This is a genomic window from Variovorax sp. 54, from assembly GCF_002754375.1.
Lineage (GTDB): Bacteria > Pseudomonadota > Gammaproteobacteria > Burkholderiales > Burkholderiaceae_C > Variovorax.
Genome location: NZ_PEFF01000001.1, coordinates 4,158,987 through 4,170,707 on the forward strand (window position 1 = coordinate 4,158,987; position 11,721 = coordinate 4,170,707).

Here is an 11,721-nt window from a genome sequence, read left to right on the forward strand (position 1 = left end):
GCATGCCCGCAGCCCTTCACCGCCGTTCTTGGGTTCCCGCCGCCAGCGAGGACCACGTGCTCGCCATTGCCGCCGACGCCGCCGCACGCGATGCGGCGGGGGTGGCCGCCGAGATCGAACGCCTCGTGGCCGACAACCACCGCATCCACGACATCGACGGGCTGAACCTCAACCCCGCCACCAACGTGATGAACCCCGCCGCCGAGGCGCTGCTGTCGCGCGGGCTGGGCTCGCGTCCGTCGCTGGGCTATCCCGGCGACAAGTACGAGATGGGGCTGGACGCCATCGAGCGCATCGAGGTCGTCGCCGCCGAGCTGGCGGCCGAGGTGTTCGGCGCGCGCTTCGCCGAGGTGCGCGTGAGTTCGGGCGCGTTGTCGAACCTCTACGTGTTCATGGCGACCTGCCAGCCCGGCGACACGATCATCGCGCCGCCGGCCGCCATCGGCGGCCACGTGACGCACCACGCAGCGGGCGCGGCCGGGCGCTACGGCCTGAAGACCGTGCCGGCGCCGGTCGATGCCGACGGCTACTCGGTCGACGTGGTCGCGCTGGCGAAGCTCGCGCGCGAGGTGAAGCCCAAGCTCATCACCATCGGCGGCAGCCTGAACCTGTTCCCGCACCCGGTGTCCGCGATCCGCGAGGTGGCCGACAGCGTGGGCGCGAAGCTGCTGTTCGATGCCGCGCATCTCTCGGGTATGGTGGCCGGCAAGGCCTGGCCGCAGCCGCTCGAAGAAGGCGCGCATGCGATCACCATGAGCACCTACAAGAGCCTGGGCGGCCCGGCCGGCGGGCTGATCGTGTCGAACGATGCAGCGCTGATGGAGCGCATCGACGCCATTGCCTACCCCGGCCTCACGGCCAACTCGGATGCGGGTCGCACGGCGGCGCTGGCCCGCGGGCTGCTCGACTGGAAGGTGCACGGCGTGGCCTATGCGGCAGCGATGCGCGACACCGCGCAGGCGCTCGCACGTGCGCTCGATGCCGAAGGCCTGCCCGTGTTCGCGAAGGCGCGCGGCTTCACGCAGTCGCACCAGTTCGCGCTCGAGGCCGCGCGCTGGGGCGGTGGGCAACGCGCCGCGAAGCAGCTCGCTCAGGGCGGCCTGCTGGCCTGCGGCATCGGCCTGCCGATCGCGCCGGTCGACGGCGACATCAACGGCCTGCGCCTGGGCGTGCCCGAGATCGTGCGGCTGGGCTTCACGCCCGAGGACATGCCGCAACTGGCCAATTGGATCGCGCGGGCGCTGGCCGGCGATGCATCCGCCGTGGCCCTCGAGGTGCGCGAACGCCGTCGGCGCCTGGGCGACCTGCGCTACATCGTGCGCTGAAGCCTCAGCGCGAACGCCCTTGCCGGTAGGTGCCGGCGTGCGTCTTCGACAGCTCGGCCGCTTCTGCGAGCCGCGCCATCGAACGGCCGACCTGTGCGTGCGTGATGGCAATGCCCAGCGCATCCGCCGCGTCGGCGCCCGGCAGGCCGGGCAGGTCGAGCAGGCGCTTCACCATCTCCTGCACCTGTGCCTTCGCGGCCTGGCCGTGGCCGGCCACGGCCTTCTTCATCTGCAGCGCTGTGTACTCGGCCACCGAGAGGTTGCAGTTCACCAGCGCCGTCACGCAGGCACCGCGCGCCTGGCCCAGCAGCAGCGTCGACTGCGGGTTGACGTTGACGAAGATGATTTCGACCGCCGACGCATCGGGCTGGTAGCGCGCCGTGATCTCGCCGATGCCGTCGAACAGCACCTTCAGGCGTGCCGGCAGGTTGCCGCTGCCCAGGTGCCGGGTGCTGATGGTGCCGCTGGCCACGTAGCGCAGCGCATGGCCGTCCGCATCGACCACGCCGAAGCCGGTGGTCTGCAAACCGGGGTCGATGCCGAGAATCCGCATGAAAAGGAAGCGTAAAGGCCTAAGCCCGGGTGAGGAAGGTTGAAGAAGGTGCGAATTCGTGCGGGATGCGTGGGTATCGCGGGCAGAATCCGCCCGGTTCTTGCATTCCGCCCCGCTCCGCGCGGGGCACGCCACACAAGGAAGCGAAGGTGAATGTAGTCGAGTCCTCCGCAGAGCAGCAACTGACGCAACTGAACGACGCCCAGTCTCTGCTTGCGCGCCCGCAGCCTCCCGCCGAACGCGCCGCCGCGAGCTTTCGCCAGGCGGAGCTGTTGAGCGACCTCGGCCGCCGCCGCGAGGCGATCGCCGCCTGCAGCCAGTTGATCACCGAGTTCGGCGCGCTGTCCGACGCCGCCTTGGTCGTGCCCTGCTGCCAGGCGCTGCGGCTGCTTGCGCACGTGCTGCGCCAATTGCATCGCCCGGCCGATGCGCTGGCCACGCTCGACCGCCTCGTCGCCGCGCACGGCGCGCGCAGCGAGCCCGAGATCCGCGCACACATCGCCCACGCGCTCTACCAGCGCACCTGGCTCATCGACGATGCCGCGGCGCGTTGCGAGGCCTGCGACTTCATGAGCGAGCAGCTCGATGCGCAGGCCGACACTGCGCTCGATGCGTGGCGGCTCGATGCGCGCCTGCTGAAGGCCGAGATCGAACACCACCGCGGCCTGCCGCAAGACGCATTGGCCACGCTCGAAACGGCCATCGAACGCTTCGAAGGCGGCACCGATCCCGGCGTGGTCCTGCGCGTGGCGCGGGCCCGGCTGGCCGCGGTGCTCAACCTGCGCGAGCTGGCGCAGCACACCCAGGCCCAGGTGCTGTGCCTGCAGGTGGCCGACCCGATCGAGGCCGGGCTGGCCGATGCCGCGCCCGAGCTGCGGCTGGAAGGCGTTCGCGCGCTGGCCCTGTTCTTCGACGGCCTCGGACTCGACGAAGTCGCGCGCCGCGCCGAGCTGGTCGGTTGGCTGCTCGACCGCTACGGCCACGACGCCTCGGCGCAGGTGCGCCGCCTTGCGGCCGTGCGCGCCCATGACTGGGCTGTGGGGCTGCGCGATCAGGGTGACGGCGACGCCGCCCTGGCCGCCTGCGAGCGCCTGCTCGGCACCTTCGCCCGCGATGGCGACGCCGTGGTGCAGCGCACCGTGGCCACCACCTTGCTGCACAAGGGCTTCGTGCTGCTCGATCTGCTGGGGCGGCCCGAGGCTGCGCTCGCGGTGTACGAGCCACTCGTGGCGCTGTCGCGCGACGGCGCCACGCCCGAACTGCGCGAGCTGCGCGTGAAGGCGACGGCCGGGCGCGAGGCCTGCCTGAAGCGGCTGCGCAAGTCCGGCGGGCTCGAGGCCGGCGAGCTGCCGGCCGAACTCTTCGATGCGGCATGCGACACCGTCCGTGAAGGCCGCAAGCTCGGTGACGCGGGCGCGTCGCGCGAGGCCATCGCGCGGTTCGACGAGGTGCTCGCGGCGCATGCCGCCTCGCCGCACCCGCTGATGCGCCGCCAGTGCGCGCGTGCCCTGTCGCACAAGACCTTCTGCCTGCTGGCGCTGGAACACTTCGCCGAGGTTGTCGAGGCCGCCGACGCGATGGACGCGCGCTACGGCGCCGATGCCTCCACCGAGATGCAGTCGCAGGTGGCGCTGTGCCTGCAATACAAGAGCACCGCGCTCGACCGCCTCGCGCGGCCCGCGGACGAGATGCGCGTGCACGACGAGATCGTTGCGCGCTGGGGCAACTCCGAGCTGCCCGACCTGCGTGCGCGCGTGGCCGGTGCTTTGTTCCGCAAGGGTGCCGTGCTGCGCCGCACTGGCCGGTTCGCCGAGGCCGTGGCCAGCTACGACGAGGTGATCGCGCGCACGGCGATGGCGCGCGACAGCGCCCTGCAGCTGTGGGCCGCCAAGTCGATGATCAACAAGGCCAAGGCCTTCGACAAGATGGACGACCTGCCAGGGCAGGCCAAGGCCTACCGCCTGCTCATCGCGCGCTTCGGCGAGTCGGGCGACGCGGCCTTGCGCGGGCGCGTCGCCAATGCCTGCGAATGGCTGGCCGAGGCCGAGGGCCGGCAGGGGCGGGTGGCGGCGCAGCGCGAGGCGCTCGAACAGGCGCTCGGGCGTTTCGGCACCGCGCTCTCGGCCGAGCAGCGCACGCGGCTCAAGCGCGAGCTTCAGGCGCTGAAGACGAAGGCCTTGGGACGGCGCGCGAAGCAGGCCTTCGACCGGGTGGTGCTGCGCAAGGCGTGACGGCCGCTGTCCGCCCGGTGCTTCAGACGTTGAAGTACCAGCGGATCGAATGGAAGAAGATCGGCGCCGCGAAGCACAGCGCATCGACGCGGTCGAGCAGGCCGTTGGCGCCGGTCACGCCCACGCCCTTCTGGCCCCAGTTCGGAATGCCGCGGTCGCGCTTGAGCGCCTTCATCACGAGGTGGCCCATCGAGCCCGCGACGCAGGCAATGATCGACACCGCGAGCGCCTGCCCGAACTTGAACGGCGTGATGAACGAGAACAGCGCACCCACCAGGCTGGCCACGACGATGCCGATGCCCCAGCTGGTCCAGTTGAAGCTGCGGCTCACGTTCGGCGCAAACGGCGTGCGCTGCATGCGCCGCGAGATCAGGTGCTGCACCAGCACCGAGGTCTGCACCACGATCACCAGGAAGAACACGAGGAAGGCGCTCTTGCCTTCGTAGCCCGGGAAGGTCAGCAGCAGCAGCGCGGGCACGTGGCTCATGCCGTACACGCAGACCATGATGCCCCACTGCAGCTTGGCGTTGCGCTCGAGAAAATGGCTGGGGTCGTTCGCCAGCGCACTCGCCACCGGAATGGCGAGGAACACGTAGACCGGGATGAACACCGTGAACAGGTCGAAGCGCGCCGTGGCCACCAGCCAGAACTGGATCGGCAGCACCACGAAGAACGCGAGGATCAGGCTGCGGTGGTCGCCACGCCGCGTCGGCGAGAGCGTGATGAACTCGCGCAGCGCAAAGAACGAGATCAGCGCGAACAGCACGGTGGCCACCGTTTCGCCCAGCGCCCAGCCGATCCAGAACACGATCACCATGAACCAGGTGGTGCCCAGCAGCGCGCGCACATGCGCCAGCTCGACCTGCCACGACGCGTCGTGCACCGGGTTGCGCCGCTCCTTGAAGCTCAGGAAGAAGACGGTGGTGCTCACGATGACGAGCAGGCCGAAGACGATCAGGAAAAGGGCCGCGACCTGCTGGGTCGGGCTGAGGCTGCGCAGGAACTGGTTCATACCTTTTTCAGACGTCGCGCAATGCGATCACCGCAGCACGCGCACGGTCGAGGAAGGGGCGGCGCTCTTCGCCGTCCTCGACGCGGATCGGTGCGCCGAAGGTGACTGAGCACAGGATAGGCACGGGCACGATCTCGCCCTTGGGCATGACGCGCTGCACGTTGTCGATCCAGGCCGGCACGAGGACCACGTCGGGGAACATCGTCGCCAATGCGTACAGGCCCGACTTGAATTTCTGCGGCTCGCCGGTGTGGCCGCGCGTGCCTTCGGGAAAGATGATGATCGAGTCGCCGCTGCGCAATGCGTCGATGAGTGGCGCGAGCGGGTCGGCGGCGGGCGACTCGGGTGCGGCGGCCGGTGCTTCGGGTTCGATGACGGGCGGCGGTGCGACCGGCGGTGGGGGCGGCGGGGGCGCGGGGAGGTCGAGCTGGCCCTGGATTTCTTGCGGTGCCTCGGCGGCGGTGATCGTTTCGATCGGCAGCAGCGGTTCCATCGACGGCTCGATGCGCTCGGCCGGTGCGTTGGGCGCTGCGGGTGGCCGTGCTTCAGGCGGCGGTGGCGCGGCCGGCGCTGCAGCCCCTGCAGGCGCCGTGGCCGCACGCTCCACATACACCGCGTTGAACACCTCCGTCGTGATCCAGCGCTTGACCGGCGTGTTGGCCCAGTAGTCGCGCGCCGCGATGGGCCGTGTGATGCTGCGCAGCTCTTCGGGCAGCGCGGCCCAGATCATCACGAGGTCCGCGTGGCTCTGGTGATTCGCGAAGTAGATGCGCTGCTCGGCCTTCGGTGGACAGCCGTACCAGCGCGCCTGCGCGCCGGTGAGCAATCGGACGATTCCCAGCAGCAACCAACCTGTGAGCTTTGCCAGCATATGGAGGCGATGATACGGGCCATGCGATGGCGTTTCGATCTTCTTTCCCTGGCGTGGGCGGTGGCCCTCTTTGTGTTGCTCGTGCTGCTGGCCACCGTCGGCGCGCGCTGGGGCTGGGTGCGAAGTTTCTTCGGCGACGTGCTGGCCGTGGCGTGGGTGTACGTGGTGTTCAAGACCTTCGTCGCCGCGCGCGTGCTGCCGCTCGCGCTGGCCGCCTTCGGCGTGGGGCTGCTGGTCGAGCTGGGGCAGTTCCTTGCGTCGACCTGGCACCTGCACATTCCGAACCGCGCGCTGCGCATCGTGCTCGGTGCCACCGCCGACTGGTGGGACGTGGTGGCCTACGCGATCGGCTTCGTCGCCGTGCTGGCGGTGGAAGCTGCGGTGCGCAAGCTCAGGGCAGGTCGACCGCCGACATCCGCGCCACGATCGTCGATGCCCGCCCGTTGATGTAGGACGAATTGGGCCGACGCTCGAAGAACTTCGGGCTTGGCAGCATCACGGCCAGGCGCGCCGACTCGTACGCACTGAGGCGCGCGGCCGGCTTCTTGAAGTAGTACTGCGCCGCAGCCTCGGCGCCGAACACGCCTTCGCCCCATTCGACGTTGTTCAGGTAGATCTCGAGGATGCGCTGCTTGTCGAGCAGCACTTCGAGCAGCGTGGCGAGCACCAGCTCCTGGCCCTTGCGCAGCATGGTTCGTTCGCCCGACAGCAGCAGGTTCTTCGCAAGCTGCTGCGTGATGGTGGAGCCGCCGCGCAACGGTGCCGGCTGCACCGGCTTGCCGCGTGCAGCGGCGCGTGCCATGCGCTTGGCGGCCAGCTGTTCGGCGCGAGCGTTACGCTGGCGCGCACGCTCGATGGCTTCCCACTCGACGCCGTTGTGGTCGACGAAACCGGCGTCTTCGCTCGCGATCACGGCGCGCTTGAGGGAGTCGTTGATCTGCGTGTACGGCACCCAGTCCTGACGCCATCCGCCTTCGCGGCCCTGCGAGAGCGCAACGCGCCAGGCCTCGGAGCGCTGGAAGGCCGTGCTCTGTGGATCGATCACCGCCATGGCCGCGATGCGCACCACGAAGAACAGCTCGAGCGCCAGGCCCGCCACCACGAGGCAGGCGATCAGGCGCAGCAGGCCCTTCATGCGCCGGCGGCGAGCGAGGCGCGCAGCTCGGCGAGAACCTGGGCCGAGGGCGGGTGCACGCCGCGCCAGAATTCGAAGGCTTCGGCGGCCTGTTCCACCAGCATGCCGAGGCCGTCGCGCGCGACCGCGCCGTGCGCTTCGGCCCAGGCCATGAAGCCTGCGGCGGCGGGCCCGTACATCATGTCGACGGCCAGCGCGCCGGGGCGCAGCACCTGCGCGCTCACGGGCACGGCGTCGCCCGCGAGGCTGGAGGCGGTGGCGTTGACCACCACGTCGAAAGCGCCCGGCACTTCGTCGAGCGCCCAGGCTTCGAGCGTGGCGCCGTGGCGCAGCGCGAGCGCGGCATGGCGCTGCACCAGCGCGATGGCCTTGTCGAGCGTGCGGTTGGCCACCACGACGTGCGTGGCGCCCGCGTCGAGCAGCGGTCCGAGCACGCCCGCCGCGGCGCCGCCGGCGCCGATCAGCAGCAGCGACCGGCCCGCCAGCGGCACGCCGGCATTGCGCACGATGTCGTTGACCAGGCCGATGCCGTCGGTGTTGTCGGCATGGATGCTGCCGTCGGTCTCGAAGCGCAGCGTGTTCACGGCCTGCGCCAGCGTGGCGCGCTCGCTGGTGTGCTGCGCGAGCGCGGCGGCGTCGAACTTGAAGGGCACGGTGACGTTGCAGCCGCGCGCGGTGTCGCCTTGCGCGGCGGCCTCGCTGCGGAAGGCGGCGATGCCTTCGGCGAATGCACCGATCGGCACCAGGCGCCGGCCGTAGGCCATCGGCTGGCCGCAGAGTTCGGCAAAACGCGCGTGGATGCGGGGCGAGCGGCTGTGCTCGACTGGGTTGCCCATGACGCAGTACTGATCCATGGCCGGTGTTCCGTGTTCTGCTGTGGGGGTTATTGAGACGACAGCTCGATCGTTTCGTCGCGCGTGAACTTGAAGCGCGACTGCAGCACGATCTGGTCGGTCTGCTTGCGCATCGCGTCGGTGAAGGTGCCGAAGTTGCCGACGCTGCGCACGATGGCCTGGGCCCGACGGTCGAGCGTGGTGTTGCCCGAGCTTTCGTCGACCACGGCGTCGAGTACGCGCCCGTCGTGGTTGATGGTGACCGTCATCTTGAGTTCGCCGTAGAGCTTCTTGCCGGCCGCGGTCGGGAAGTTCTCGGTGCCCTTGACCTCGATGCGGCGGCGCAGCGTGTCGACGTACAGCGCGTAGGCCGCCTCGCGCGTGGCGGGGCTCAGGTAGCGCTTCTTGGGGCGCGCGTTTTCCTCGTTCACGCGGCGTTCGATCTCGGCGAGCAGCGCGACCATCTGGCGGCGCTTTTCCTCGCGCGCGGCGGCTTCGGTCGGGTCGCCGGCCTGGCGCGGATCGGGCACGGGCATGGCGGCCAGCTCGCGCTTGAGCTGCGCCAGCATCTGCATCTGCTGGGCCTGCATGGCCTCGACCTGGCGGCGCGATTCCTCGAAGGAGTCGCCCATGGTGGTGAAGCTCGACGGCGGCAGCGGGCTGGTGGCGCGGCCCTTGTCGAGGTCGCCGCCGCCCGCGAGCGTGGTCTGCGCCATCACGCGGGCTGCGGGGTCGGGCTTGTCGTTGGTCTTGCTGTTGACCAGGATCACTTCGAGCGGAGTTTCGCTGAAGACCCGGTTGAACGATTCGGGATCGACGAAGCGCACCGCGAGCAACGCGGCATGCGCGATGACCGACACGCCCAGAGCGATCTGCAGCGTGCTGAGGTCCTTGAGATTCATTCTCGAAACTCCTCCAGGGGGCGGCGCGTGTCTCCGGTCGAACGACCGGAGGTCATGCAGGCGCGGTCGTCGTCGGGTCGGGTGCGGCCTCGCTGTCGCTCAGGTCGACCGCGATGGCGATCGGGCCGGCGACTTCTTCTTCGTCGTCCTCGCCGCCGCTTTCATCGGCCGCAGCATCGGTTTTCGGCATGTCGAAGCGTTCGAGCACGGTGCCGCTCACGTCGAGCGCGATCTCGTCGATTTCGCCGAGCTTCACGCGCACGCGCGCGCCGCGCTCCTGCTGGCCCGCCACCGGGAACACCAGCGGCAGCGCATCGGCCCGCACCAGCGCACCGTTGGGAATGTCTTTGATGACCGTGGCTTCGAGCTCGGTGATGCCGTTCTGCTGCAGGTACTTGAGCGTCCAGAAGCGCTCCATGCCGCCCTGGTAGGCGTTGTACGTGGCATAGGCGGCGTCGAAGCCCGAGAGGATCGAGAACAGGTCGGCGTCCTTCGGCTTGAAGGGCGCGGCCAGCGCAGCGGTCTTGCCGTGGCGCGCGGCCGCGATGATCTGCCACTGGTTCACGAGGTCGGTGTAGCGGCGCAGCGGCGAGGTGCTCCAGGCGTAGCTCTTCACGCCCAGGCCCGCGTGCGGCAGCGCGCGCGTGCCCATGCGCACCTTGATGCCGGGCGCCAGGCTGGCCTGGCTGCGGTACAGGCCGGGCACGCCGAGTTCGCCGAGCCAGCCGCCCCAGCTGCTGTTGGCCAGGATCATGGCCTCGGACACGATCAGGTCGAGCGGCGCGCCGCGCTGGCGCGTGGTGATCTGCACCTGCTCGTTGCCGGTGGGCTCGGCGCCGTCGTTGCCGACGAGGCGGAAGTTGTAGTCGGGCCGGCTGAAGTTCTCGGGCTTGCCGCGCACCACTTCACGCAGCGCCTTCAGGTGCTTGGCGAGGCGGAACAGGAAGCTCAGCGGCGCGCGCAGCTTCGCGGCGGCGTCGGGCGTGTTGTCCGAATTGAAGGTGGCGTCTTCGAGCCAGGGCTGCGTGACGACGGCATCGAGCTGGTCGTGGCGCAGGTTGGCGACGATCGGCACGCGTTCGAGCTTGGTCTCGGTGCCTTGCAGCTCCAGCGTGGCTTCGTCGAAGCGTGCATAGAGCGACACGGCCGGGCGGTCGCCGCCTTCGAGCAGCGTGTAGGTGTCGACCACTTCGTCGGGCAGCATGGTGATCTTGTAGCCCGGCATGTACACGGTGGACATGCGCGCGCGCGCCACGGCGTCGATGGCGCTGCCCGGCGTGAGCGCCAGGCCCGGCGCCGCGATGTGGATGCCGACCGTGATGGTGCCGCTGCCCATGCCCTGCACGGACAGCGCGTCGTCGATTTCGGTGGTCTGCGAATCGTCGATCGAGAAGGCCCGCACGCCTTCGGCCAGCGGCAGGTCGTCGGCGACGGCCGGCGCCGCGAGCGCGGGGAAGCCGGTGCCCTTGGGGAAGTTCTCGAACAGGAAGCGCCGCCAGTGGAACTGGTAAGGCGAATCGATGGCGCCGGCGCGCTCCAGCAGGTCGAGCGGCGGGCGCTGCGTGGCGCGCGCGGCGTCGACCACGGCCTTGTACTCGGGCGCGTTCTTGTCGGGCTTGAACAGGATCTTGTAGAGCTGCTCGCGGATCGCCGGCGGGCACACGCCTTCGGCGAGCTGGCCGGCCCATTCGACGATCTGCGCCTGGATGGCCTTCTTCTTCTCGATGGCGGCCAGCGCCTGCTGCACGATTTCGGCGGGCGCCTTCTTGAAGCGCCCCTTGCCCGCGCGGCGGAAGTAGTGCGGCGCCTCAAACAGCGCGAACAGCGCGGCGGCCTGCTGCGCGAGCGTGGGCTTCTCGCTGAAATAGTCGGCGGCCAGGTCGGCAAAGCCGAACTCGCCTTCGGCTGCGAATTCCCAGGCGAGGTCGAGGTCCATGGCAGCGGCCAGCGCACGCGCCTCGGCCATCAGCTCGGGCGGGGCCGGCTTCTCGAAACGCAGAACGATGTTGGCGCCCTTGACCTTGACGCGCTTGCCGGTCTCGAGCTCGACCTGTGCCGAGGCTTCGGCTTCCGACAGGACGCGGCCGCCGAGGTATTTACCGGCTTCTTCAAACAATACAAACATGCCGCGATTGTCCACGACTCGGCCAGGCCGGAGCCGCTGCCCCGGCCGGCGGCGCGCGCCCTAAATGGGGTTGATGAAGGCCATCACGTCGGCCAGGTGCGCTTTTTCGAAGTCGGACAGCGCATGGTCGCCGCCTTCGAGCAGCTTGATGCGGCTGTCGGGGTAGCGCGCCGACATCTCGTGCCAGTCGAGCGCCTCGTCGCCCTTGGCGATGATCGCGAACAGGCGCTCCGGCCGTGTGAGCGCGCCGATTTCCATGGCGCGCAGTTCCTGGATGAATTCCGGCTGGAAATAGAAATGCTCGGCCGGGTCGTGCCAGGCGGTCTGGCTGCCGATGTAGCGCGTGAGGTCGCGCGCCGGGTGCACCGCGGGGTTGAGCAGCACGGCGCGGCAGCGGGTCATGCCGGCGACGTAGGTGGCGTAGAAACCGCCGAGCGACGAACCGATCACCGCCATCGACTTGCGTGGCCAGTCCGCGATGCCCTTCATCACCATGTCGATGGCATCGTGCGGCGACGGCGGCAGTTGCGGGCACCACCACTCCAGGTTCGGGTGCTCGCGCGCCACGTGCTTCGCCACCAGCCGCGCCTTGGTGGAGCGGGGCGACGAACGGAAGCCGTGCAGGTACAACAGATGGGTGGTTTGCGGGTCCATGGGAGAAGGTGACTGGCGGTGCGCAGGGCGCGCGCCGTGGCCGGATTCAGACAATTCTGCATGAGGTCCGCAGCACCAAA

Annotated in this window: 11 protein-coding genes; 3 read left to right on the top strand and 8 right to left on the bottom strand. The window is 69.6% G+C overall.

The genetic code is table 11. From position 1 onward, the window contains the following. Positions 1-2 precede the first annotated feature (2 nt). Positions 3-1,325 (top strand): serine hydroxymethyltransferase, encoded by a 1,323-nt coding sequence (gene glyA, locus CLU95_RS19235; protein ID WP_099795082.1) that lies wholly within the window; start codon positions 3-5, stop codon positions 1,323-1,325. 4 nt (positions 1,326-1,329) lie between these two features. Here glyA and ruvC read toward each other — a convergent pair whose 3' ends face one another. Then, the gene (gene ruvC, locus CLU95_RS19240) at positions 1,330-1,878 is read right to left on the bottom strand and encodes a crossover junction endodeoxyribonuclease RuvC (protein ID WP_099795083.1); all 549 of its coding nucleotides are present in this window, start codon (positions 1,876-1,878) and stop codon (positions 1,330-1,332) included. A gap of 149 nt (positions 1,879-2,027) precedes the next feature. On the opposite strand from ruvC, the gene CLU95_RS19245 reads away from it, so the two are divergent. Continuing rightward, positions 2,028-4,109, top strand: a complete 2,082-nt coding sequence (locus CLU95_RS19245) for a hypothetical protein (RefSeq protein ID WP_099795084.1) — start codon at positions 2,028-2,030, stop codon at positions 4,107-4,109. 22 nt (positions 4,110-4,131) lie between these two features. On the opposite strand, the gene CLU95_RS19250 is transcribed toward CLU95_RS19245, so the two are convergent. Both CLU95_RS19250 and CLU95_RS19255 read right to left on the bottom strand, forming a co-directional pair. Further along, positions 4,132-5,121, bottom strand: coding sequence for a phosphatidate cytidylyltransferase (locus CLU95_RS19250; RefSeq protein WP_099795085.1), 990 nt, complete (start codon positions 5,119-5,121; stop codon positions 4,132-4,134). Positions 5,122-5,128: 7 nt separating this feature from the next. Beyond that, the gene (locus tag CLU95_RS19255; protein WP_099795086.1) at positions 5,129-5,992 is read right to left on the bottom strand and encodes a lysophospholipid acyltransferase family protein; all 864 of its coding nucleotides are present in this window, start codon (positions 5,990-5,992) and stop codon (positions 5,129-5,131) included. Between the two features lie 9 nt (positions 5,993-6,001). Here CLU95_RS19255 and CLU95_RS19260 point away from each other — a divergent pair, with 9 nt between their 5' ends. Then, positions 6,002-6,439: a ribosomal maturation YjgA family protein gene (locus tag CLU95_RS19260; protein ID WP_099797385.1), complete on the top strand. Its 438-nt coding sequence runs from the start codon at positions 6,002-6,004 to the stop codon at positions 6,437-6,439. Here CLU95_RS19260 and mtgA read toward each other — a convergent pair. From mtgA to CLU95_RS19285, 5 genes are read right to left on the bottom strand one after another with little or no spacing between them, the layout of a single operon-like run. Then, on the bottom strand, positions 6,384-7,127 hold the full coding sequence (mtgA, locus tag CLU95_RS19265; protein ID WP_099795087.1) for a monofunctional biosynthetic peptidoglycan transglycosylase: 744 nt from the start codon (positions 7,125-7,127) through the stop codon (positions 6,384-6,386). The two genes, CLU95_RS19260 and mtgA, sit on opposite strands and share 56 nt — an antisense overlap. Next, entirely contained in the window at positions 7,124-7,981 is an 858-nt protein-coding gene (aroE, locus tag CLU95_RS19270; RefSeq protein ID WP_099795088.1) for a shikimate dehydrogenase, read from the bottom strand. The genes mtgA and aroE overlap by 4 nt, the downstream gene beginning before the upstream one ends. A 29-nt stretch (positions 7,982-8,010) precedes the next feature. Beyond that, the gene (locus CLU95_RS19275; RefSeq protein WP_099795089.1) at positions 8,011-8,862 is read right to left on the bottom strand and encodes an energy transducer TonB; all 852 of its coding nucleotides are present in this window, start codon (positions 8,860-8,862) and stop codon (positions 8,011-8,013) included. A 52-nt stretch (positions 8,863-8,914) separates the two neighbouring features. Then, entirely contained in the window at positions 8,915-10,987 is a 2,073-nt protein-coding gene (locus CLU95_RS19280) for a ribonuclease catalytic domain-containing protein (RefSeq protein WP_099795090.1), read from the bottom strand. A gap of 60 nt (positions 10,988-11,047) precedes the next feature. Next, a complete protein-coding gene (locus tag CLU95_RS19285; protein ID WP_099795091.1) occupies positions 11,048-11,641 on the bottom strand; it encodes a YqiA/YcfP family alpha/beta fold hydrolase in 594 nt (197 codons plus the stop codon). Positions 11,642-11,721: the final 80 nt, after the last annotated feature.